The organism is Horticoccus luteus (assembly GCF_019464535.1).
Classification (GTDB): domain Bacteria; phylum Verrucomicrobiota; class Verrucomicrobiia; order Opitutales; family Opitutaceae; genus Horticoccus; species Horticoccus luteus.
The window spans coordinates 3788201-3811335 of record NZ_CP080507.1 but is presented as its reverse complement, the minus strand read 5'-3'; the positions used below and the strand labels follow the sequence as shown (position 1 = coordinate 3811335).

The 23135-nt window shown below is 65.7% G+C and carries 24 protein-coding genes; 10 read left to right on the top strand and 14 right to left on the bottom strand.

The genetic code is table 11. From position 1 onward, the window contains the following. Positions 1–137: 137 nt before the first annotated feature. On the top strand, positions 138–824 hold the full coding sequence (locus tag K0B96_RS15470; RefSeq protein ID WP_220161786.1) for a hypothetical protein: 687 nt from the start codon (positions 138–140) through the stop codon (positions 822–824). Between the two features lie 48 nt (positions 825–872). Here the strand turns inward: K0B96_RS15470 and K0B96_RS15465 are convergent, their stop codons facing one another. From K0B96_RS15465 to K0B96_RS15435, 7 genes are all read right to left on the bottom strand, one after another. Beyond that, entirely contained in the window at positions 873–2864 is a 1992-nt protein-coding gene (locus K0B96_RS15465; protein ID WP_220161785.1) for an ArnT family glycosyltransferase, read from the bottom strand. Further along, a complete protein-coding gene (locus K0B96_RS15460; RefSeq protein WP_220161784.1) occupies positions 2827–4878 on the bottom strand; it encodes an ArnT family glycosyltransferase in 2052 nt (683 codons plus the stop codon). Before K0B96_RS15460 ends, K0B96_RS15465 begins: the two co-directional genes overlap by 38 nt. Then, complete coding sequence (locus K0B96_RS15455; protein WP_220161783.1) at positions 4875–5849, bottom strand: glycosyltransferase family 2 protein; 975 nt, start codon at positions 5847–5849, stop codon at positions 4875–4877. Before K0B96_RS15455 ends, K0B96_RS15460 begins: the two co-directional genes overlap by 4 nt. A gap of 148 nt (positions 5850–5997) precedes the next feature. After that, positions 5998–6339, bottom strand: coding sequence for a type II toxin-antitoxin system PemK/MazF family toxin (locus K0B96_RS15450; protein WP_220161782.1), 342 nt, complete (start codon positions 6337–6339; stop codon positions 5998–6000). A 125-nt stretch (positions 6340–6464) separates the two neighbouring features. Continuing rightward, a complete protein-coding gene (locus tag K0B96_RS15445; protein WP_220161781.1) occupies positions 6465–7199 on the bottom strand; it encodes a PaeR7I family type II restriction endonuclease in 735 nt (244 codons plus the stop codon). A gap of 19 nt (positions 7200–7218) precedes the next feature. Continuing rightward, positions 7219–8838 (bottom strand): Eco57I restriction-modification methylase domain-containing protein, encoded by a 1620-nt coding sequence (locus tag K0B96_RS15440; protein ID WP_220161780.1) that lies wholly within the window; start codon positions 8836–8838, stop codon positions 7219–7221. A gap of 124 nt (positions 8839–8962) precedes the next feature. Beyond that, positions 8963–9652 carry a glycosyltransferase family 2 protein gene (locus tag K0B96_RS15435; RefSeq protein WP_220161779.1) on the bottom strand — a complete coding sequence of 230 codons (690 nt, stop codon included), beginning with the start codon at positions 9650–9652 and terminating at the stop codon, positions 8963–8965. A 221-nt stretch (positions 9653–9873) separates the two neighbouring features. Here K0B96_RS15435 and K0B96_RS15430 point away from each other — a divergent pair, with 221 nt between their 5' ends. From K0B96_RS15430 to msrB, 5 genes are all read left to right on the top strand, one after another. Next, positions 9874–10293 (top strand): EamA family transporter, encoded by a 420-nt coding sequence (locus K0B96_RS15430; RefSeq protein WP_220161778.1) that lies wholly within the window; start codon positions 9874–9876, stop codon positions 10291–10293. A 121-nt stretch (positions 10294–10414) separates the two neighbouring features. Continuing rightward, positions 10415–11104, top strand: coding sequence for a TVP38/TMEM64 family protein (locus K0B96_RS15425; protein WP_220161777.1), 690 nt, complete (start codon positions 10415–10417; stop codon positions 11102–11104). Then, positions 11088–12368, top strand: coding sequence for an exodeoxyribonuclease VII large subunit (xseA, locus tag K0B96_RS15420; RefSeq protein WP_220161776.1), 1281 nt, complete (start codon positions 11088–11090; stop codon positions 12366–12368). Before K0B96_RS15425 ends, xseA begins: the two co-directional genes overlap by 17 nt. Positions 12369–12370: 2 nt before the next feature. Beyond that, a complete protein-coding gene (locus tag K0B96_RS15415) occupies positions 12371–12814 on the top strand; it encodes a metallophosphoesterase family protein (protein WP_220166595.1) in 444 nt (147 codons plus the stop codon). Between the two features lie 160 nt (positions 12815–12974). Next, complete coding sequence (gene msrB, locus K0B96_RS15410; RefSeq protein WP_255558725.1) at positions 12975–13505, top strand: peptide-methionine (R)-S-oxide reductase MsrB; 531 nt, start codon at positions 12975–12977, stop codon at positions 13503–13505. A 135-nt stretch (positions 13506–13640) separates the two neighbouring features. Here msrB and K0B96_RS15405 read toward each other — a convergent pair whose 3' ends face one another. After that, positions 13641–14567 (bottom strand): EamA family transporter, encoded by a 927-nt coding sequence (locus tag K0B96_RS15405; protein ID WP_220161774.1) that lies wholly within the window; start codon positions 14565–14567, stop codon positions 13641–13643. Between the two features lie 119 nt (positions 14568–14686). On the opposite strand from K0B96_RS15405, the gene K0B96_RS15400 reads away from it, so the two are divergent. After that, positions 14687–16027: an MATE family efflux transporter gene (locus tag K0B96_RS15400; protein WP_255558724.1), complete on the top strand. Its 1341-nt coding sequence runs from the start codon at positions 14687–14689 to the stop codon at positions 16025–16027. 29 nt (positions 16028–16056) lie between these two features. Here K0B96_RS15400 and K0B96_RS15395 read toward each other — a convergent pair whose 3' ends face one another. Then, positions 16057–16326 carry a DUF167 domain-containing protein gene (locus tag K0B96_RS15395; RefSeq protein ID WP_220161773.1) on the bottom strand — a complete coding sequence of 90 codons (270 nt, stop codon included), beginning with the start codon at positions 16324–16326 and terminating at the stop codon, positions 16057–16059. 86 nt (positions 16327–16412) lie between these two features. Further along, on the bottom strand, positions 16413–17909 hold the full coding sequence (locus tag K0B96_RS15390) for a PLP-dependent transferase (protein WP_220161772.1): 1497 nt from the start codon (positions 17907–17909) through the stop codon (positions 16413–16415). A gap of 171 nt (positions 17910–18080) precedes the next feature. Here K0B96_RS15390 and K0B96_RS15385 point away from each other — a divergent pair, with 171 nt between their 5' ends. The 3 genes from K0B96_RS15385 to K0B96_RS15375 all read left to right on the top strand — a co-directional run bounded on the left by K0B96_RS15385 (position 18081) and on the right by K0B96_RS15375 (position 19617). Next, complete coding sequence (locus K0B96_RS15385) at positions 18081–18842, top strand: exodeoxyribonuclease III (RefSeq protein WP_220161771.1); 762 nt, start codon at positions 18081–18083, stop codon at positions 18840–18842. Positions 18843–18852: 10 nt separating this feature from the next. After that, positions 18853–19350 (top strand): CinA family protein, encoded by a 498-nt coding sequence (locus K0B96_RS15380; protein ID WP_220161770.1) that lies wholly within the window; start codon positions 18853–18855, stop codon positions 19348–19350. A 72-nt stretch (positions 19351–19422) separates the two neighbouring features. Next, on the top strand, positions 19423–19617 hold the full coding sequence (locus K0B96_RS15375; RefSeq protein WP_220161769.1) for a hypothetical protein: 195 nt from the start codon (positions 19423–19425) through the stop codon (positions 19615–19617). Positions 19618–19696: 79 nt separating this feature from the next. Here the strand turns inward: K0B96_RS15375 and K0B96_RS15370 are convergent, their stop codons facing one another. From K0B96_RS15370 to K0B96_RS15355, 4 genes are all read right to left on the bottom strand, one after another. Continuing rightward, a complete protein-coding gene (locus K0B96_RS15370; protein ID WP_220161768.1) occupies positions 19697–20116 on the bottom strand; it encodes a VOC family protein in 420 nt (139 codons plus the stop codon). 99 nt (positions 20117–20215) lie between these two features. Next, on the bottom strand, positions 20216–20887 hold the full coding sequence (locus K0B96_RS15365; RefSeq protein WP_220161767.1) for a lipid-binding SYLF domain-containing protein: 672 nt from the start codon (positions 20885–20887) through the stop codon (positions 20216–20218). A gap of 108 nt (positions 20888–20995) precedes the next feature. Then, positions 20996–21367: a metallopeptidase family protein gene (locus K0B96_RS15360; RefSeq protein WP_220161766.1), complete on the bottom strand. Its 372-nt coding sequence runs from the start codon at positions 21365–21367 to the stop codon at positions 20996–20998. Between the two features lie 6 nt (positions 21368–21373). Next, positions 21374–23134, bottom strand: coding sequence for a putative ABC exporter domain-containing protein (locus K0B96_RS15355; protein WP_220161765.1), 1761 nt, complete (start codon positions 23132–23134; stop codon positions 21374–21376). Position 23135: the final 1 nt, after the last annotated feature.

Sequence of the window (23135 nt, the reverse complement as noted above, 5' to 3'; positions counted from 1 at the left end):
CCGGCTCGGTGGAGAGCGACCAGCGACCCACATGCAAATTTTTGGCGCAGGATCTTGTTGATGCTGTGCAGCCTGCCGGGCGAGGGGCGGCGGGGAGGTTGCGACGCGGGAAAAAGGCAGCAGTTTGCCGACCCTCAATGCGCCGACTTTTCACCCTTCTACTTTGTCTCACCGGTTCGCTCGCGACTTACGCGGCGGGTCCCGATGTGCTGGCGACGGCGGTCGACCGCTTCGCGGCGGAATCGAATGAGTGGGCTTACACGCAGAAAACCGTATCGCGCGACAACGACGGGAAACTGCGGCGGGAAGTCGTGATGCGCTACGATCCGTCGCGGCCCGAGGACGAACAATTTACGCCGTTGCTGATCAATGGGCAGGAGCCGACGGAGTCGCAGATCCGCAAATACCGGCGTTCGCAGGAGAAGCACCGGCAGCAGACCGATCCGCAGGCGCTGAGCCAGTTATTGGACGTGGAGGCGGCGCGGCGATTACGCGAGGAAGGCGACGCGGTGTTTTACCAAGTGCCGCTCAAGCGTGCGGAGGGGGAGTCAATTGATCCCGACAAATTTTACGTGGTCGTGCGCGTCAACAAGCAGGAGCCGGCGCTGGAAGAGATGTGGGTGCGGCTACGCGAGCCGGTGCGGACGCGGGCGATCCTGCAGTTGGAAACGGGCGAGGCGAATTTGCATTTCAAGAGCGCGGACGGCGACTCGCCGCCGACGTTGACGGCGTTGCGGGCGACGGGCCGCGGGTCGATCGCGTTCATCAAAGTCGGCGGCAGCTACGAACTTTCCCGCAGCAATTTCGTGCACGTGCGGCACTGAGTCGGGATCCGCGGGAGAGGCGCGCGGCGCCCGAAGCCGCGGCGTGCGTCAGCGGCGCGCCTGCGTCTCGATGAGGCGGAGCAACGCGTGGAGATCGCCGTCGCAGGCGGTGTTCACTTCGTCGGCGCTGAGGCGGTAGACGAAGATCGAGCCGCCGATTTGCGCGAGGGGTGGCTTCACGCGCAAGTAGTGACAGAGCCGCACGAAACGCAGGGCGTCGAACCGGCCCCACGCGGTGTGCCATTGCGACGGAGAAGCGTCGCGATCGAGGGCGGGGCGCGCGGCCGGGTCCTGCGCGTAGCGGGCGAAAGCGGGCGCGAGAGCGCGGAGTTGTTGATACTCGCGTTCGGTATCGGCGGTCCAGTCACCGCGGCCGGGCAGGTAGTCGGCCTGCAGCATCGTGGCGCTGACGCAGTAGAGGCCGGCGCCCGGCTCATACCACACGGAAGGGGTGTGGTAGCCGTTGACGAACGGCAGGCGCGTGGCGGCGATGCGATAGTGGTCAGGCTCGTCGGAGCCGAAGTAGGCGAGGAAGACGCGTTCATCGCCGGCGTGCGCAGCAAGCCATTTTTTCAAGCCGGGCAGGTCCTGGCCCCAGTCGAGGGAGCTGTCGACGAGATGCAGATAGCCGCGCTGCGGGCCGCCGGCGGCGGCGTTGAAAAACGCGAGCTCGTGCGGATGCACGCGGGCCACGCCCACGACGAGGCCGATGAGCAGCGCGCCGATCAGCGCGCCCACGCGCCAAGGTGCAAAACGCCAACGCCAGCCGAGCGCGCCGGTCGCGATGAAGCACACCGGGTAGAGCGGAAGAAGGTGGCGCTGGCCGATGTTGAGATGCGTGCAGAGGGCGGACGCACCGTAAACGAGCAGCAGGGCGAGCAACGGGGCTGCGCGGTCGAGAGCACGGCGCCGGCGAGCGCGCTCAACGCCGAGGCGCGTCAGCACAATGGCGGCGGAGACCGGCAGCGCGAACAGGAGCGCGAGGGGAGATTTGTAGAGAAATGCCAGCGGGAAGAAGCGCACCCAGCCGTGAATGCTGTAATCGCCGTCGAGAAACGCGGCGCGTTGCTGCGAGTAGACGAGCACGTGATTGAACCCGTAGAGAAACGCTTCCGGCAACGCGTGCAGTGTGCGGAGCCACCCGAGGATCAAGCCGGCGCCGCCCGCGTCATGGAGCAGGTCCGGCCACGGAAAAATAAAATGATCGAACGCTAGACCGCCCGGAGCCACGGCCGCCCAACGGAAACCGAAGAACGCCCAGATGACGATCCACGCCGTGACGAGGTGCCCGCCCACACTCAGCGCCAGTCGCGGCCACGGCCATTTGTTCGCAGCGAGAGCAAAGTGCGCCACCGCGATCAAAACGAACATCGGACCGAGGAGGACGGCGGAGAACTTCGCGACGCAGGCGAGGCCAAGCACAAGCGCGCTTACCAGGCCCGAGCGAACATCGAGCCTGCGCAAGTGCCAGTCCCACGCGGTGACGGCGGCGAGGAAGAAAAACGCCATGCACATGTCGGAGGTGGCGAGTGCGCCGTGGGCGAGCATCGTCGGATCGGCGCAGCAGAAGACCAATGCGACGAATCCGCCCAGCAGACCGAAGAACCGTCGCGCCCAGAGAAAGACGAGGAACGCGACGCCGACGCTCCAGACGACGTTCATCGCGCGCGCACTGGAGAGGAGCCACGCGGTGTCGTTATGGAGTTCGAAGAGGTATTTGTGCCCGAGCACCCAGACGTCGGAGGTAGCCCATTCGGGCGTGGACGCGGGCGGCAGACGCGTGTCGGCGAGTGTGGCAGGCAGGGCGGCCCAACGCTGGGGCAGGTTGCCATTTTCCGGCTGCAGCCGGTAATCGTTCCACGCCCAATACGCGCGACCTGCGACGACGTGCGCGATCTCGTCGCCGGTGACGCCCCACTCGCGTTTGCCACTCCATGCGAACCACGCGTGCGCGGCGAGGAGGAGCGCGACGGCGAGCCAGGCCCAGCGGGGCAACGCGGCGTTAGTCGACGTAGGGCTGGAATTGGTCCCAAGGCGCATAAAGGGCAAACGCCACTTCAGCGTCGGTCAGATGAAAAACAAGAATGGATGCACCGATGACGGTGTCGGGATGGCGTGCGTGGAGGAAATGCGAGAGGCGGCCGAACTGGAGGACTTCGTAGTCCATGGCCTCGCGGAGGAGCTTCGCGCGGGCGGCACCGTCGGTGGGCGGGTGTTGCGCGCTGGCGGCGATGTGGCGCATGAGTGCGCGATAGAGTTGTTCGTGGCCGAGCGTCCAACGGCCCCGCACAGGAATGTAGATGCGTTGAAAATACGTGGCGCTGATGGCGAACCAGCCGCCGCGCACTTGCGCCGGAAAAGCGCGGGCGCCGCGGTCGTTGAGTTCGTCGCCGAAACGGATGACGGGCAGGTGGCGCGCGCGCGGCGAGTCGGCGCCGAAATAGGTGAGATAAACGGGCTCGCGGTCGCCACGTTCGCGCAGCGTGGCGAGCCAGTGCGTGAAGTCGGGCAGGCCCTGGCCCCAGTCGAGCGAGCTGTCGACAAAGTAGCGGTAGGCGCGGGATGGGCCGCCCGTGAGCGGTTGAAAATACGCGAGGTAGAACGGCCGCGCGGCGAGCGAGTCGGTGGCGTGGAGAAGAAGCAGCGCCGCGAGCGCGAGGGTAAGCGGCCGCCGGCCGACGCGCGCAATCCACAGCACTGTCGCCGACGCGAAGACGAAGAAGATCGGATACATCGGCAGGATGTGCCGCTGGCCGATGTTGAGGTGCAGGTTGATCGCCATCGTCCAGTAAACCGCGAAGAACAGGACGAGCGGGGCGGCGCGGTAGAGCCACGGGCGGCGCCAGCGGATGCCGGGCGCGACGATGCGCCGCCGCCGCAAAATGATCAGCGCGGCCACGCCGGCTGCGATCAGGAGCAGCGCCGGCAGCGTGGTTTTCATGAGAAATGCCACGGGGAAAAACGCGGGCCAGCCGGTGCGGCCGTATTCGCCGAGAAAAAACGCGGGGCGTTCGCGGGAGAATTTATACGTGTGCGCGAAGCCCCAGAGGTAGGCTTCGGGCAGGACGTGATGGTCGCGCATGACCTCGATCGTGCGCGTCATGAGGGTCGGCCGGGGCGGCATGCCCTCGACGCCGAAGCGGGCGAGTTCGCTGTCGTGGTAGGTCGGCAGCGGATCGTGGTCGAGAATGACGTCCCACGAAAAGTAATACGACACGGCGGCGGAGCGGGCGCGGTTGAAGCCTTCGTAACGAAAGCCGTAGGCGCCCCAGAGCAGCACAAGGCTCGCGGCCCCGGCGGCGGCGGCGAGGCCGAGCGTGGCGGCGATGATGGCACCGCGGCGGCGCAGCCAGCGTTCTTGGCGGCCAAACGCGAGGACGAGCGGCGCAGGTTGCCACCAGCGCAGCACGAGGAGGAGTCCCGCAAGCGGCACGATGAGCACGCCGGACATTTTGGAGAGAAAGACCGCGGCGCAGGCGAGGCTCGTGAGCGCGAGGCGCAACCAAGTCGCGCGGTGCAGCAGGCGCCAGATGATCGAGAGCGCGGCGATCATGGTGGCGGCGAGCGCCATGTCGGACGTGGCGAGTCCGCCGTGGGCGAGGAGCGTCGGCGAAAAAACGGCGAGCGTGAGCGCCACCCAGCCGGCGGCGGGACCGAAGAGACCGCGCGCCCAGCGCCACGTGAGCCAGACGGTGAACACGCCGAAGAGCGCGATCATCGCGCGGGCGCGCCAGAGCATTGCCGCGGTGGGATTACCCTCGTTGAAAAAGAAATCCTCGCCGACGCGGTTCACCTGCGAGTGCAGCCAATTGGGATCGGTGAGCGGCGGAAAACGCAGGTCCATCGCGAGGAGCGGGAGCGCCGCGATGCGCATGGGCAGCGTGCCGTTTTCCGGGTGCAGGCGGTAATCGTTGAACTTCCAATAGCTGTAGCCGCCGGTGAGATGAACGACCTCGTCGGCGGTGACGCCGTTGCGGGAGGAAACGCTGACCGCCATCGTCCAATACGCGACGAGCGCGAGCGCGACCAGAAAAGCGAGCCGGCAGCGCCTCACCGGTCGTCGGCGCGCGGGGAGCCGCGGCGGTTTTTCAGGAAGTAGCGCGGGCGTTGTTTCACCTCGTCGTAAATGCGGCCGAGGTATTCGCCGAGCACGCCGATGCCGATCAATTGCACGCCGCCGAGGAAGAGCACGAGCGTGACAAGTGTGGTGAAACCGGTGCTCGCGGTCTCGATACCGAGCAGGCGTTTCACGATGAAATACAAACCGAGGGCGAAGCCGAGAAAGCTGACGCCGAGGCCGGCGAAGGTGAGCAGGCGAAGCGGCAGGTAGGAAAAGCTCAGCAGCCCGTCGAGAGCGTAGCGCACGAGGCGGAAAAACGTTTGCTGCGGTTCGCCAGCGGCGCGCGCCTGGCGGTCGTAGAGGACGGCCGCGGTGCGGAAGCCGATCCAGGCGCGCAAGCCAGGGAAGAAACGGCGGCGCTCGGGGAGTTGATTAAAGGCGTCCAACGCATCACGCCCGAGGAGCCCAAAGGTGCCGCTGTTGGGCTCGATCGGGTAGTCGGTGAGGCGGCCGTAGAGGCGGTGGAAAACCGCGAAGCCCACACCGCGAAGGCCGCGTTCCGCGCGGGTGCGGCGGACGGCGCGCACGACGTCGGCGCCATCGCGCCACGCCCCCACGAGTTGCGGGATGATTTCCGGCGGATCCTGAAGATCGGCGTCCATGGTGATGGCGGCGTCGACAGCGAGGGTTTGGGCGTGGGCGAGGCCGGCGGAAAGGGCGGCTTGGAAGCCGAAGTTGCGGGAGAGTTCGAGCAGAGCGAAGCGCGGATCGCGCGCGGCCTGGGCACCGATGAGGGCAGTCGAGGTGTCGCGGCTGCCGTCGTCGACGAGCAGGGCCTGCCAGGTGCAGTCAGGCGCGGCGTCGAAAACCGCCGTCAGCCGGGCGAACAGTTCGGGCAGAACGGCCTGTTCGTTAAAAACCGGAATGACGACGGCGAGAAGCGGGGTGGAACCGACGGCGGTCATGATGAAGCGGACACCGGCGAGAAGCGTGGGAACGCGAGGCGCGAGGGCGAGTGCGAAGCGCGCGGCGGGAGTAAAAAGCGTGAGAAATCGCCAGAGCGGGGTGCAACGTGGCGAAGATTGCGGGCGCTGAGCGCTGCGCGGGAGAGACTCAGTCTTCTTCGCCGATCAGCGGCAAGACGAGGGCGAACACGTCCTCCACGACCGCGGCGGAACTTTCCGCGGCAAATTCCGCCTGACGAGCTTTCCAATCCAGGCTTTTGATTTGATCGGCTGGCACGGCACCACCTACGGCCAGGTCGGCGGGTAATGACACCTCGAAGGGGTAGCCCTTGATTTTGGAGGTTACGGGGCACGCCAGGAAGAGGCCGGTTTTGCGATTATTGCTTTCAGGAGAGAGAACGAACACCGGTCTGCGGCCTGCGTGATCATGATCGGCCTGCGGATCGAAACTGAGCCAGACGACGTCGCCGCGGCGAGAAACGTAACTCATCGCCAACGTCCTGTCCGATCGCGCCGCCTGGTCCCACCGCCTCATGCCGATTTTACGGCGTTACCCGCTTCAACAGGTCCGCCAGCGCATAGCGCTTGCGGAGGACTGCGAGGGCCAAACAGGTGTCATCTCGCCGCCTCTGATGCAATGTGGCCCGCAAAGCTGGTGACAAATGCCTTAAGGCTGGTCATGTCACTTACGTCGGAAAACTTCCCCGTTTTGACCGCTGTTTGAGGCGATGCGAGCACCGCAGTTGTGGTGTAGAGCTGTTCTTGAACAAGCTTTTTGCAGAGCACGTTGTAGCGTTCGAGGTAGGACGCGCCTTGAAACTCCGGTCGCACCGGGAAGTGCTCGCTGCGATCCCGGATTGGGCGACGGGAGGCCGGCGCATCTTCCACGAGCATCAACCAACCGACGAAGGGGCGAGCTGCGTCGCCGAAAGAGCCTTCGCGAAATGCCGTCCACAAATCTTGCGCGGTGCCGATCGCTTCTTCGGTGCGGTTGTTGAAGTTCTTTCCAAACGCCCCGACTTGGGACTTCAGTTCGATCGCTGCCACAAGGTGATTTTTCCGCAGCACCAGCATGTCCCACATCTTGGTTGGGCGAAAATAGCCCGGCAACGTGAGCGGAATACGGCCTCCTCGAATCACCGTCGCGTCCTTGAGATCGTTAGCTTCGATCAGGTCAATCATCAGCGCAACGAAGCCGTCCATGTTTCTTCCCCCGGTGACGGCGCCACGATTGCCGGCGTCGGCCTTACCGACCTCGGCCTGCTTTTTACGCGACGCATCACGGTTGCCCCAAAAGGCCTTCACTGATTCAGCCGCCTTCTTTTGGTAGTTCGCCAGATTGAGAGGCATGGGATTAATTGTTTCGGAATTAGCCGGGGAGGGCCGAGATGCCGTAGGCTTTGAACGCGGCGTTCGTGGCAAGGGAGACATCTTGCCGCTCAAAGGCGTCGCGAAGGTCCCGTTTCAGTTCGACACTCAAGTGGTCCGGATTGGGCACCCGAATCCGACGCAGGTATTGGGCCTGGAAGCGCAAAAAACCGCCCCTCATTCGTACGCCGTAACAATGAATAAAAAATTCGCCCACCGCCGACATGAGCAGGCCGCCGAGTACACGCAGATCCCATTTATCCGACGTAATCCAGTAAAGGTTGTGCTGCGGATAAGTCTCCCCTCTGTCGATCGCCGGGAGCAGGCGGTCTTTAATGTCCGCGATATATAGTTTTTCCTGAGTGGCCCTGGCGAGAGTGACCCGATCAATCGTTTTGTGCCACTGCTGCGGACGCTCTTTCGCCGTATGGCGACCACTAAGTAGAGCTTGGTGCGGTTGCAGGTAGGCGGTGAGACGCGGATAGTCGGCGAGGTTTACCAAGCCGTGTTCGTTCCAAGGGTTAACCAAGTAATGGCCGGACCATTTCACACGGCCGTGCTTGAGATCGGCGGCGAGAGCAAGCGGAAGCAAACGGTCCGGCTCAATGTCTGGTTTTCGTTTGGTAATAAACACATCGTCGGCGCCCGTAGCTACGCCAATGCCGATCTTGGTGCCAGTGGTCCTATCTTCGAGAGGGAGACAAGTCGCTTCCAAGTGCTTTAGCATTTGCAGAGCTTCCGGGGAAGAACAGGGCCAGGGTTCGTCCTCGTGAAACCAGTCGGCGAAACGAGCCACGCGGAGCACCGGGGTAGAACGGGTTTTCTCAATTTGATCCAGCAAGTCGGAGCGTGCGGAAATTTCGATACCCGGAAGGGCCCGGGCGACAATGACTGAACGTTGAGGCTCGCGCGCGATCACCGTCACGGCGGGGTACGCCGACACTTCGCTTTCAAACGCCGCAACGTTGTGTGCTTCGATGACAATGCGAACGTTATAGCCCTGCGTGGTAATGAACTCGCGCAGGCCTCTGCCGTAGTCGTTTAACATCCAGCGGTCGGCGCAGATGAACGCGCAGACTCCCCCGGGTTTCAGTTGCTGCAGAGCGGCCTGGTAGAAGGCGATGTAGATATCTGCCCTGCCCCGCATCGCGGTAAATGACCGATAAAAAGCAGCCTTTGCGGGCGGGATTTCCTCAAGGCGGATGTACGGCGGATTGCCCACGACGAAGTCAGCCACCGGGAAACCAAGCGAGGCTTCCAAGAAATCAGATTCCTTGATCCACGAGCGGGCGAGGCTGGATGCCAGAGAATTGGGGACCCTTAACTCGATCAACGTTCGAGTGACCAATGCCACAGCACGATGCACGGCACCGGAGCAGATTTCAAATGCACGAATAGCCTCGCCAGTCTCGGTTAGAGGGATGCCGCGCTGGCGGCATGAGGCAACGAGGCGCCGAACCATCTCTTCAAGAAATGCGCCATCCCCAGCGGAAGGCTCTACGGAAACCATGTGGGCGAGGTCGCGATCAGCGGTGTAGCCGGCCAAGTCCAAAATGAGCGCGACCATCCAAGGCTTGGTGTAAACTACACCGGCGTCGGGGGGTGGCAGGAGATGGATCATGCGAGAATACCGAGGCGACCTAGGCGGAAACCAGATGGTTTCTGCACGAACGTTTTTAGTTTCGGGCGGGCGGCATTTTGCGGGCAAAGGCCATCCAGCGCAACAAGGGTAGCCTGGATCATCTTCACCGGAACAGGTTGTATTTCACGATCGCCCAGAGGGCGCGGAAGCCGTCGCGCCAGCCGATTTTTTTGCCTTCAGCGTAGGTGCGGCCGTAGTAGGAGATGCCGACTTCGTAGATGACGCAGTTCAAGCGCGAGACTTTCGCGGTGATCTCCGGTTCAAAACCGAAGCGGTCCTCCTCGATCGTGATTTTTTGCAGCACCTCGCGGCGGAAGACTTTGTAACAGGTCTCCATGTCGGTGAGGTTGATGTTGGTCATCATATTCGAGACGAGGGTCAGGAATTTGTTGCCCAACATGTGCCAGAAATAGACGACGCGGTGCGCGTCGCCGCCCGCGAAACGCGAGCCGAAGACGACGTCGGCTTTGCCCTCCGCGATCGGCTTGAGGAGCTTCGGATATTCCTGCGGATCGTATTCGAGATCGGCGTCCTGGATGATGACGGCGTCGCCGGTGGCGGCCGCGAAACCGGTGCGGAGCGCGGCGCCTTTGCCTTGGTTGACCTCGTGGTAAATGATGCGGTCGACGAGCGGGGCGATCTGGGTGCGCAGGATGTCGCGCGTGCCGTCGCGTGAGCAATCGTCGACGATGATGATCTCCTTGTGTTCGACGGGGGCGGCGCGCACGCGGTCAACCAAGGCGCGGATGGTGCGCGACTCGTTGTAGCAGGGGATGACGATGGAGAGCTTCATGCGAGGCGCGGGGAACGTAGCGGGGGGCGGGAGCGGGACGGAAGTTTTTTCGCGGCTGGGGGCGGACGTCGGAGGACGGAAAAGGCGGCGGGGGAACGCAGCGCGGGGTGGATCGCGCGGCGCAGTACGCGTGGTTCAGCAGGCGCGCAGGCGGCGCGAGGTGCGCGGCCGGAGACGTGGGCTTCCTTGACGGCGCGGGGGCGCGGAGGGATGCTCGCGGGATGAACTGGCTGTTCTGGGCGTTGCTATCGGCGGTGTTCGCGGGGGCGACGGCGGTGCTGGCGAAAGTGGGCGTGGACGGCGTGAACTCGAATCTGGCGACGGCGGTGCGCACGACGGTGGTGCTGGTGTTTGCGTGGAGCGTGGCGCTGGCGACGGGGCCGGTGAACGCGGTGTGGACGCTGCCCCGCAAGACGTGGGTGTTTCTGGCCTTGTCGGGGATCGCCACCGGGTTGTCGTGGTTGTGCTACTTTCGGGCGTTGCAATTGGGCGAGGCGTCGAAGGTGGCGCCGGTGGACAAGCTGAGTGTGGTGTTTGTGATCGCGTTTGCGGCATTGTTTTTGGGCGAGGCGTTGACGGTGAAAACGGCGGTGGGCGGTGCGCTGATTGTCGCGGGGGCGGTCGTGCTGGCGTGGAATTGAGTTGAACGGAGGCGTCGGATGAAAGCGGTGCGGCTCGCGCCGATGCGAGCGCTCGCCCGCGAGGGCGGCGGCGGCCAGTGCGGAGTTGACGGTCGGCGAGGCAGCTCAACATCGTGGCGCGATGACGTCCGTCCCGCCGGCCAAGAAAAAATCGCTGCTGATCAAGCTGATCGTGGGCGTCGTGGTGCTCGGGGTGGTGGCCGCGTTTTTGTTGCGCGGGGTGGACTTGCAGGACGTGCATCGGGCGAGCGACCGGTTTTTTGGGGCGATTCGCACGGCGGGTCCGGTGGCGTTTTTCGCGGCGATGGCGATTCTGCCGGCGTTTGGGGCGCCGATGATGGCGTTTACGATTCCGGCGGGCGAGGCGTTTGCGGCGCAGTTGACGCTGCCGGGCGTGATCGCGATCGCGATGTTCGCGGCGGCGGTGAACATCGCGTTTGCCTACTGGGTCGCGAAGCGGTTGCTGCGGCCGTGGCTGACGAGCCTCGTGAAAAAATTCGGCTACGAGGTGCCGCAGGTGTCGCGCGAGAATGCGTTGACGATGCTGCTGATCGTGCGGCTGACGCCGGGGCCGCCGTATTTCGTGCAGTGCTGGTTGCTGGCGTTGAGCGGCGTGCCGTTTGGGCTCTATATGATCGTGTCGTGGTTGTGCCTGCTGCCGTGGTTGATCGGCGCGGTGGTTTTGGGGCAGGGGATTTTCACGGGGAATTTCAAGTCGGTGGTGGGCGGCCTGGGGTTGTTGATCGTGGCGGTGGTGGCGGTGCAACTGATCCGGCAGCGGATGAAGCGGAAAAATGCGCCCGCCCACTGAAGACCTCGCCGCGTCCCGGGCGGAGAGCGTGACGGAATTCACGCGCCGGTTGAAGGTGGTGCTGGAAACGGGGATGCGGCCCGGGTGGGTGCGGGGCGAGGTGTCGAATGTGCGCGCGCAGGCGAGCGGCCACGTGTATTTTTCGCTGAAAGATGCGGGGGCGCAGGTTTCCTGCGTGTTGTTTCGCGGCGATGCGCAGCGGCAGGAGGTGACGCCGCGCGATGGGTTGCAGGTGCTGGTGTTTGGCGAGGTGAGCGTTTACGAGGTGCGCGGTCAGTATCAGCTGATCGTGCGCGCAGTGATCGACGATGGCGCGGGGCGGTTGCAGCGGGAGTTTGAGGCGTTGAAGCGCCGACTGGAGGCGGAGGGATTGTTCGCGCGGGAAAAGAAGCGGCGGCTGCCGGCGATGCCGCGGACGATCGGAATCGTGACCTCGCCCACGGGCGCGGCGTTGCAGGATTTTTTGCGGATTCTGACGCGGCGGGGCTGGCGCGGGCGTGTGGTCGTGCTGCCGGCGAAGGTGCAGGGCGCGGGGGCGGCGACGGAGATGGTGGCGATGCTGGAGCAGGCGGGCGCGTGGGGGATTTTCGATCTGCTGGTGATCGGGCGGGGCGGCGGGAGCCTGGAGGATTTGTGGGCGTTCAATGAAGAGCCTTTGGTGCGCGCGGTCGCGGCGAGTGCGGTGCCGATCATCTCGGCGGTGGGGCATGAGATTGATTTTACGTTGTGCGATTTCGCGGCGGATGTGCGGGCGGAAACGCCGAGCGGCGCGGCGGAGTTGATCAGCAGTCACTTTGTCGCGAGTGCGGAGCGCGTCGCGCGGCTGGGCGAGGCGATGGAGGCGCACGTCGAGGATGCGGTCGTGCGCGGGAAGGAGCGCGTGGCGCATGCGGCGAGCCGGTTGCGGTTGCTGGCGCCGGCGGCGCGGGTCGAGCAGGGCTTTCTGCGGCTCGACGATCTCGGCAACCGGCTGGGCGCGGCGTTGCGGGCGACCGTGGAAACGCGGCGCCATGCACTCGTGCATGCGCGCGCGGAGCTGGCGCGGGTGGCGCCCGAGCGGCGGGTGGAGTTTGAATCGCACCGGCTGCTCGCGCTGTGGAAACGGTTGCAGGCGGCGAGTCCGAAATCGGTGTTGAACCGGGGGTTTGTCATTCTGCACGACGAACACGGGGTGCCGGTGACGCGGCGCGCGGCGGTGCGCGCAGGGCAGCGGTTGGGCGCGGAATTCGCAGATGGCACGGCGCGGGTGCGCGTGGAGGAGTGACGATGCGCATCGCGGTGATTTCGGACACGCACGATCTGTTTCCGGCGACGTTGCCGGGGCGGTTGCGCGGCGCGGACGAGATCTGGCATCTCGGCGATGTGTGCGATCCGGCGACGCTGGTGGAGTTCGAGCAACTGCGGGTGCCGCTGCGCGTGGTCGCGGGGAATTGCGATGCGCATCCGTGGCCGCTCGCGCTGACCTTGGAACGCGAAGGGCTGACGTTTTATTTGATTCACATTCCGCCTGTGCGGGCGCGGGTGCCGACGGGCGTGACGACGGTGTTGCACGGTCACACGCACGTGCCGCGGGACGAAATGATCGGGGGCGTGCGGTGGTTGAATCCGGGTTGCATCACGCGGCCGAATCGCGGGGCGCCGGCGAGTTTCGCGTGGCTGACGATCGAAGGCGGGCGGATGGAGTGGCGGCTGGTGCGGTTGGCGGGGTGAGGCGCGGCGTTGCCGCTAAAGCGCCAAGGACCAAGCACCGAGCCCCAAGGACCAAGCGCGAGATAAACATTGCGAGGGCCAAAGGGAGTCGCGGAAAGGAGAGGGAAGCGGGGCGGCGGAGTTGCGGAAAAGGGGTTAACCACGAATTTCACGGATGAACATGGATAAGAACAAAACGGCGCAGGGTGGAACGACGGCGGAGAAATCGGCGTGCGGGCTGCCTTCGCACGTGGTGATCGACATGTCGAAGACGCCGGTGCGGCACAGCGACGAGGAGTGGCGGCAGCGGCTCACGCCGGTGCAGTTTCGCGTGGCGCGTCAGCAGGGGACGGAGCCGCCGTTTCGCAATGAATTCTGGGATCATCACGCCGACGGCGTCTATTTTTCAGTCTGCAGCGACACGCCGTTGTTCGACAGTCGCGACAAGTTCGAGTCGGGCACGGGATGGCCGAGTTTCACGCGGGCGATCGAGCCGCGATTCGTCGCCGAGACGATCGACGAGAGCCATGGGATGCGGCGCGTGGAGGTGCATTGCGCGGTGGATGGCGCGCATCTGGGGCACGTGTTTGAAGACGGGCCGCCGCCGACGGGGCAGCGCTACTGCATGAACTCGGCGTCGTTGCGATTCATGCCGCGCGCGGACTATGAGTCGTGGGTCGCGAAGAACCAGGCGCGGGCGAAGCAGGCGTGAGCGACGGCGAGAGCCGATGTTTTGTCACGGAGGGCACGGAGCTCGGATACAGAGGCCACGGAGTATCAAGCGGAAGGTGGGGCCGCTTTTGAAGATCAACGTGCGTGAGGAACGGATCGCGGCAGAGAGAGCGATTCAGCCGAGAGCGAGGGCGATGACGCCGGCGGCCATGGCGACGGCGGCGACGAGGCGGCGGCGGCTGTCGGACTCCTTGAGCAGGCGCGCGCCCATGAAGGCGCCGATGACGATGCTGATTTCGCGCGCGGGAGCGACGTAGCTCACCGGCGTGAATTTCATGGCGGTGAGAATGAGAATGTAGGCGACGGGCGAGAGAAGGGCGACGCCGAAGGCGTAGCGGCGGTGTGCGCGCCAATGGGTGGCGACCTCCGGCCAGCGGCGGAGCGCGAAGGGCGTGAGCAGGGCGAGTTGAGTGAACGCGGTGCCCGCATCGTAGAGCACGGGGGCGATGGCGAGCGCGGCGACGCCGTGGCGATCCCAGAGCGTGTAGGCGGCGATGAAGACGCCGGACATGAGGCCGTAGTTGACGGCGGAAAAGACGCGGGGGCGGGCGGCGAGGGGGCCGGCGTCGGCGGGTGCGGGGAGGAGGGGCGCGGGTCGGCGGCGGAGGAGGGAGGCGAATTTGCCGAAGCCGCCGGTGAGCCAGAAGATGCTGAGGACGATCACGGCGGCGCCGGCGAGCGCGAGGGCGGAGGGGCGTTCGCCGAGGAAGGCGATGGCGGCGAGCGTGGCGAGGAGCGGGCCGGTGCCGCGCGCGAGCGGATAGATGAGCGAAAAATCGCCGGTGCGGTAGCCGCGTTGCAGGAAAAGCGAGTAGCTGGTTTTGAGCACGCCGCTGCCGAGGATCCAGGCGACGGCGAAGGTGGAGAGAGAGAGCGACCACCACGTGCCGTAAATGAGCAGCACGGGCACGTAACAGGAGCAGATGATCGAGCCGACGAGCCAGACGAAGGGCAGACCGCCGCCGGCGCGTTTCGCGCAGTAGTTCCACGTGGCGTGCAGGCCGGCGGCGGCCAGCACGAGGAGGAGCGCGAAGGGTGTCATCGAAGCGGGCGATAAATTTCGACGGGGCCTGAACAAGCGCCAGAGAAATCCGGAGAGAGGGAAGAGGGACGGTGAGGAAGGGTGCGTTTTCGTCGTGTAGGGCGGCGAAGTTTTTCCCAATGTGCGCGACTCCCGTGCCGCGTTACCTGCAAGAAATCCGTCCCACGCTGGCGCTCGCGCTGCCGATCATCGTCGGGCAGGTGAGCCAGATGCTCATGGGCGTGACGGACAGTTTGATGATCGGGCACGTGGGGACGGCGGAGTTGGCGGCGGCGGCGTTTGGGGGAAACGTGTTCGTGATTTTTTATGTGCTGGGCGTCGGCTTGATGGTGCCGGTGTCGGTGTTTGTGGCGCGGGCGCGGGGAGCGGCGCGGCCGGAGGAAGCGGGCGAATACCTGCGGCACGGGCTGGGGCTGGCGTTGGCCTTTGGGCTGCTGGAGCTGCTGGTGATGCTGGCGGTGAGCACGCAGTTGGCGCGGTTTGGGCAGCCGCCGGAAGTGCTGGCGGTGGTGCGGCCGTATTTCCTGTTGATCGCGGGGTCGATCGTGCCGGTGCTGGTGTATCTGGCGTTGCGCCAGTTTGCGGAGGCGCTGGGGCATCCGTGGCTGCCGATGTGCATCATGTTGGGCGGGGTGGGGCTCAACGCGGTGCTCAACTGGCTGTTGATTTACGGGCATGGCGGGTTGCCGGCGATGGGGCTGACGGGCGCGGGGCTGGCGACGTTGATTTCGCGGGTGCTGAGTGCGGCGGTGATTTTCGAGTGGTTGCGGCGCGAGGCGCGGGTGCGGGCGGCGTGGCCGGTGCGCTGGTGGCGCGGCGTATCGGGCGCGCGGTTGATGGAAATGCTGCACGTGGGGCTGCCGGCGGGCGTGATGTTGTTGTTTGAGGCGACGGCGTTTGCGTTTTCCAGCATCATGATCGGCTGGCTGGGCGCGGTGCCGTTGGCGGCGCATCAGATTGCGATCAGTTGTGCGTCGCTGGCGTTCATGTTTCCGCTGGGGTTGTCGATGGCGGCGGGGATGCGCGTGAGCCAGGCGGTGGGCGCGGGCGAGCGGGAGCGTTTGCGGCCGGTGGCGTTTGGCGCGATGGCGGTCGGGCTGGCGATCATGGCGGGGTTTGCGGGGGCGTTTGGCTTGGGCGGGGGGCGGATCGCGACGTGGTTCGTGCACGACACGGCGGTGATCGCGCTGGCCACCCAGCTGCTCGTGGTGGCGGCGGTTTTTCAACTGGCCGACGGGCTGCAGGTGATCGGCGCGGCGGTGTTGCGGGGGATGACCGACGTGCGGGTGCCGGCCGTGATCACGCTGGTGGCGTATTGGGGCATCGCGCTGCCGGTGGGCTACACGCTGGGGATCCGCGGGCCGTGGGGCGCGGTGGGCGTGTGGATCGGCATCGCGAGCGGCCTCGGCTTTGCGGCGGTGTTTTTGGTGACGCGTTTTACGCGCATGACGCGGAGGTAGGGCGCGCCGCTCGGCGGCAACGTTGAGGGTCAGGCGGGGAAGTGGAGGCGGATGGTGGCGAGCGAGAGGCCGTCGAGCCGCAGGACTTTCTGGCGGGAGGTGTCGCCCCGCACGAGGGTGACCGCGCGGCGAGGAAGGCGGAGTTCGCGCGCGAGAAAGGCGCAGAGTTCGTCGTTGGCGCGACCGGCGACGGGCGGCGCGTGGAGTTTGACTTTCAAGGTATCGCCGAGCCAGCCGACGATTTCGGTGCGGGGGGCGTGGGGGATCGCCTTAACGGTCAGGAGACATGACTCCGGCATGGGGAGCGGAAGCGAGCGGGCGGCCTCGGCGGATGGAGCGCGCGGCGGCGGACGTGGACCGGTGGAGCGGGCTGCCGTGCGGCGCGTTAGTCCAGCGCTTCGGCGAGGGCGGCGATGATGTCTTCGGCGGGCTCGGTGCCGACGGAGAGACGAAGGAGGTCGGGATCGAGGCCGCTGGCGGCAAGGGCGGCGATGCCGGCGGGCGTGGTGACGAGATCGTAGTGCGCCAGATACATGAACGGGCAGATGAGCGTTGTCGCCATGCCGAAGCTCGAGCCTTTCGGGAGGCGGAGGCGGTCGTAGAATTTCTCGAGCGGGCCGCGCAGGGTGAAGGAGAGGACGCCGCCGACGGCGTCGGGAGCCCGGGCGATTTGTTGGTAGGCGCGGCGGCTGGAGAGTTGATGCGTCCAAAAGACGTCGCGCACGCCGGGATGCCGGGAGAGAAACTCGACGACGCGGGGGACGTTGGCGTGGAGGGCGGCGAGCAGGGCGGGCGTGCGCGGGATTTGCGCGGCGAGGCGGGCGAGGTCGCGGGGGTAGGGCGGTTCGAGGAGCGCCGCGATGCGGGTCTGCAGGGTGGCGGCGTCGGGATGTGCGGGGTTGACGACGACGAGGCCGGCGGTGAGATCGCCGTCGGGCGCGGTGTATTTGGTGAGGCTGCTGACGACGAGGGCGGAATGCGGCAGCACCTCGACGTTGAAGACAGACGTGACGGACGGGTCGACGAGGAGGAGGGCGCCGTGGGCGCGGGCGAGTTGCGCGAGAGCGGGCAGATCGGGCGTCTGGATGAGCGGATTGGTGGGGACCTCCGCGATGATGCCAGCGATGCGCGAGCCGAACTTGGTGAAGAGACGCGTGAGGGCGTCGTGATCCGACACGTGGCGGACGTAAACGTAATCGGCGGGCGTGGCGGTGAATTTTTCGAGCAGCGCGATGGTATCGAGATAGAGCCAGCCGAGTTGGATCCAGATGGTGCGCCCGCGGGTGGCCTGCAACTCGGCGGCGGCGCGAAAGGCGGCGTAGATGGCGTTCATGCCGCACGTGGCGAGTTGGAGTTGCGCGGGCTCGATGGCGGGAAACGCGGGTTGGAGGTGGCGGCGGATTTCGGCGGCCGGATCGCCGGAGAACAGCGTTTCCGCGGCGGCGGCGGGCAGGAGGCCGCGGCGGACGAGTTCGTCTTCGGCGGCGCGCGAGGAGAGGAAGCCGCCGACGTTTTGGAGAAAGCCCTTGGCGCGGGTGTTGAGCGCAGGGAGATCGGGGTGCGCAACCGCGGCAAGTTGACCGGCGGCGATGACGCGGGCGCGTTCGCCGAGGTAGGCGGCGAGGCCGCGGGCCATCGCGGGAGACGATGCGAGCCAGAGGGTTTCGCCGGCGAGGTGGAGTTCGGTGGCGAGGTGTTGCGCGAGTTGACGGAGGAACGGATGGACGACGAAACGGGGATAGCCGGACGTGAGGTGTTGCGTGATCGCGGGGTCCTTTTCCTCGTAGCCGCGCACGGCGCGCATGGTGGGCAGGCTGCAGGAGACGGCGTGCGGGCGATCGGGAATGCGCTGGCCGAGTGGGAGCGGCGTAAAGGCGGACATGGGCGAGGAGCGGGCGGCGGAGAATCGAGTGGCGAGGAGCGAGGGCTGAGAGGGGACGTTCGGGGAAGCGAAGGACGCTGGCAACTGGAAGGTTCGTCATGCGGACGGAGGGCGGTGCGGAGCGAGCGAAACGATTTGCGCTCGGGGCGGCGCGTGCGTTGATGCACCGCCATGAAACTCGTCTCCTGGAACGTGAATGGCGTGCGCGCGGTTTTGAAGAAAGGGTTTCTCGATTACATGGCGCAGGTCGATGCGGACGTGATTTGCCTGCAGGAGACCAAGGCGCACCCCGGGGATGTGCAGCACGTGGCGTGGGCGGCGGGTTATACGCCGCACTGGTATTCGGCCGTGAAGAAAGGTTATTCGGGGACGGTGATTTTTACGCGTGTGGCGCCGAAGAAGGTGACGTGCGGGATCGGTCTGGCGGGGCACGATGACGAAGGGCGGGTGATCACGGCGGAGTTTGCCGACTACTTTTTGGTGAACGTTTATCAGCCAAACTCGCAGCGGGGGTTGACGCGGTTGAAGTATCGCACGGAGGAGTGGGATCCGGCGTTTCTGGCGTTTCTGAAGAAGCTGGAAAAGAAGGGGAAGCCGGTGGTGTTTTGCGGCGATTTGAACGTGGCGCACACGGAGATCGATTTGACGAATCCGAAGACGAACCGGCGCAACGCGGGGTTCACGGATGAGGAGCGGGGGAATTTTTCCACGCTGCTCGCGAAGGGATTCGTGGACACGTTTCGCGAGTTCGAAAAAGGGCCGGGCCACTACACGTGGTGGAGCCAGATGATGAACTGCCGGGCGCGCAACATCGGGTGGCGCGTCGATTATTTCGTGGCGAGCGACAAGTTGAAACCGGCGCTCAAGCGCGCGTGGATTTCACCGGAAGTGATGGGCAGCGACCATTGTCCGGTGGGATTGGAACTGGCGTGAGGCGGCGGCGATGAAGCGGGAGTTGAAAGAGTTGATGTTGGAATCGCCGGGCCGGACGCTGGCGGTGGCGGAGAGCCTGACGTGCGGGCAGGTGCAGGCGCGGATTGGCGCGATTGCGGGGGCCTCGCAGTTTTTTCTCGGCGGCGTGACGGCGTATACCTTGGAGCAGAAGGTGAAGCTGCTGGGCGTCGATCGAGCGGCGGCGAAGAGGGTGAATTGCGTATCCGCGGCGGTGGCGGAGCAGATGGCGCGGGGCGCGGGCGAATTGTTTGGGAGCGAGCTGGCGGTGGCGACGACGGGTTACGCGCAGGCCGCGGCGGAATGGGCGGTCGAGGAACCGTTTGCGTGGTGGGCGTTGGCGCACCGGCGGCGGGGCGGAAAGTTCTTCGTGCGCAGCGGGCGCATCGAGTGTCCGGGAGAGAAGCGCACGGATGTGCAGGCGATCGTGGCGGCGGCGGTGCTCGCGGAGCTCGTGAGCTACTTGGGGGAGCTGGCGGCGGCGAGGTAGGTCGGCGCGGCCGAGATGGGGCTTGCGGCGGCCGGCCGGCGGGAGTGAGGTCGCGAGGAAAACCTTCTGCGTATGCTCGACGTCCTCAAATTCATCTTCTCCTCGTTCTGGATCTGGCTCGGCACGGTGATCATGCTCGCGGTGGTCGCGGGGGGCCTCGGCGGGATGGTGCGCGGATCATGTCGGTGCCGCTGGGGCCGAGGGACGGGCGGAGTGGAGCGCGGTGAGGGCGCGGGCAAGTCGTTTCCGTCGCGCCGGGTGAATTGAGCGGGCGCGGTGCGCAAGGCGTTCGTGGCGGGAGGGCGAAGTGCCCAGGCGTTCCGCTGCCACGCGGGCGCGATGCGGATCAGGTGAGCGAGTTCTGCATGAACTCGATGCTTTCGCCGTTGGGGCCTTCGCAAAAGAAGATGCGCACGGGCACCGGGCCGACGCCGTTCACGGTCGCGATCGTGACGTCACGCGGTTCGACGGTGATGCGGGCGCCGGCGGCGCGCACGCGGGCGGCGACTTCGTCGAGGCGTGTGGTGCGAAGCGCAAAGTGATACACGACGCCCTGGGGTGCGGCTTCGTAGGCGTGGTCTTCGAAGACTTCGAGGTAGTTGCCATCGCCCGCGTCGAGCATCACGGCGCGTTGCGGAGCGGTGCGCCACGCGATTTTTTCGGTGAACCCAAGGGTGTCTTGATAGAAACGCAGGGTGGCGTCCCAGTCACGGGTCTTGAGGCACACGTGATGGAAACCGCCGCCGCCGAGGATGGGATTGGCCATGAGAAAAAGGGTGGCGCGGAGGGAGTGTTTCGCCGCGGTGGACGCAGCGGAGAGGCGCGGCGCGCGGGGATGTTGCGCGGAGCCCGCAGGCCGTGGCGATCAGGGCGCGATCTGCTTCACGTAATCCATCAACGGCTGAACTTCGGGGACGGGTTGCACCCAATCGCTGTAGAGAAGTTCGGGCATCGTGTAGGTGGTGTGATAGAGAACGAAATTGGCGGGATCGTCGCGGGTGAGGTAGCCGGCCTTGAGGGTGGCGCCGGCGTAGAGGCCTTTGCTTTTCGTGTAGACGAGCACGGGCGCGGCGACGATGGGGCGGTTATCGTGTTCGGCGGCGGCGACGCGCGGACCGGCGACGGCTTTGGCGTCGACGCCGACGTTGAAGCGTTCCTTGAAGAGGAGGCGGGGCGTGGCGTCGTCGGTGACGATCATCACGCTTTCGACGGATTTGGCGCCGATCTGGAAGCCGAGGCTGGCTTCACCGGCATCGAGGAGCACCGGGAGGCTCCACTGGCCGGAGGGTTTCTTAACGAGGATGACGCCGTAACCGTCCTTCACGCCAATGAAGAAGCCACCCTTGAACTGGTTGACGATGATGATGGCGTGCGCGCTTTGCAGGACGTTGGCCGGAACGGCGTAAGCGGGGTCCGCCATGAACTCGCGCAAGATGGCTTCGCACGATTCGACGCGCGTGACACACTCCGAGCGTGAGATGGCGCGGAGTGCTCCGGTGGCGAAAAGGGCGAGGACGATGATGAGGAGCTTCTTCATGCGAGTGAACGCGGATGGTTGGAGGAAAGACTATGCACGGGCGGCCGCGGTTGGAAAGCGCGGAGTAGGCAGGGTTCCCCCGACCTGCTCCGAGGACAAACGACAGGGCTAGTCGAGGCCGCGCGCGGTGAGTTCGTCCTCATCCCAGCCAAGGAAGTGCCCCAGCTCGTGCAGGTAGGTGAGGCGGACTTCGTCGCGAAAGATCGCGGGGTCGCGTTCCGAAAAATCCCAGAGGTTGTCGAGATAGAGGAGGATTTGCGGCGGCGACGGCGTGTCTTGCTCGAGGGAGCTGCCGTGCGGATCGCCGGTGAAGAGACCCAGGATGTCGGCGGGAAAGCCGTCGGCGACGACGTCGGCGTCGGGCACGCTTTCGTAGTGCACGGGCAGCGGCCTCGCGAGCTCGCGAAGGGCGGCGGGGAGGCGGCGCTGGGTGGCTTCGACGGTGTCGGCGGCGAGGCGGGCGAGTTGGGCGAACGTCATGGCGAACTACGGGCGCAACTCGGCGGAGAGGTCGAAACGTTCGAAGCGCCGGCCGAGACAGTGCAGACCGACGGCGATTTCGAGCAGGAGAATGCCGGCCATGACGACGGTGGCGACGAGGACCGCGCCCACCAGGCCGATCAACCACTGGAGCAGGAAGATCACGAGCGCGCCGACGCCGGCGACCGGGACGATGGCGATAAGGACGGTGATGAGCTGGCCGATGACGAAGATGAGGCGCTGGCCCAGCACCTCGATGCCGCGAGTCGAGGAGAGGCCGCGCGTGGCATGAAACCACGCGGGGAAAAAGACCGTGGCGGCGGTGGGGATGAGAAGCTGCAGGGTGCACAACAGCGGGACGAGCGCAGCGGCAGAGACGGTGGCGGCGAGGTGCACCGGCGCCGTGAGCCAGGCGATGCGCGAGGCGGGCAGACAAAGAGAGACGACGAGCAGCGCGAGCCACACCAGCACGGTGAGAATCGCCGTGGGCGTGAGCACCTGGCCGAGGATGATCTGCCAGCCGTGCAGCGGATAGGTTTTGAAAATATCGCTGTTGCCCAGATCGCTGCGTAAATCCTGGCGGGCGAGCTGCGGTCCGATGAGCCAGGTGTAAGCGGCGAAAATCGCGGCGGCGGTGAGGAGCATCAGTTGCAACGGCGCGTAGTCCGGCCGCTGCCGCAGCCACAGGCAAACGGCGGCGAGGGCAACGCCGGTGGCGAGGGCGACGCGCGGGCGGAAATACGGACGCGTGGAAAGGAGGTTTTTCCAGAGGAACGCGATTTCCGGCCGGCCGGCGGGGGCGAGCGCAAAGGGACCGGAGCGGGAGCGCAGGCGCGCGGGCCGCAGGCGCGACGAGCCTGCGCGCCACGCGGCGACGCGGGCGGCGCGGCGTTGCGCCTGCAAGAGAGAAGCCTCGGCGAAAGGCGCGTCGATGCGCACGACCCATCCGTAATGCGCGAGCAGCACGAGCGCGGCGGGAGCGAGCGCGGCCAAAAACTCCGAGGCGTCGGCGGCGAAAAACGGGTGCAGGACCGCCCGGGCGGGCCAGAGCAGCCACGACAGTGGCGGTGTGGCGAGCACGGCGGAAACGTAACGGGCCAGAGCGGTGAAACCAGTCAGGTCCGTCGCAGGCAGCGGCGGATGATGGAACCAAACGCCGGCGGCCACCGCGGCCAGTGCGAGAAGCGCGAGTCCCCATAAACGCCGCGTCGGATGACGGGCGCCATCGTGCGAGAGGCGCAGCAACGTGAGGGCCGCACCGGTGAAGTGGAGGTTGACCGTCGACAGGACGACCCACCAGCCGAACGCGTGCATCAGAAGGTTGCCGCCGAGAAAACTCCAGCGGCGCGTGAGCAGGGTGAAAAACAGCGACGTGAAAAAGATCGAGAACTGCGAATTGAGCAATTTGTAGTGCACGAGCCGGCGGCGCGTGATCGGGGCGGGAAAGAGGAAGGCGATTTCAGCCTCCGAGAAGGCGAGGCTGCGCGGTGGCCCGGGCGCGATCCAACTGAATGCGAGGATGACGAGGAGCACGACCGCCGCGACTCCGAGCAGGAGAGGAGCGAAATCCGCCGGCAGAGCGATTGGCTCAACGCGCAAATGCCGCCCGTGCGACGGTGCGATCAAGGGGCGGAAAAAGAACCACCAGAAGTAGAGCCCGCCCACAACGAAGGCGGCGAAGTAACGTGGCTGCCGCAGCCGGCGGGCGCGGGTGACGACGAGGTTGCGCAGCGAATGAAGCCGCAGATACAGCAGCGCGCGAAGCATG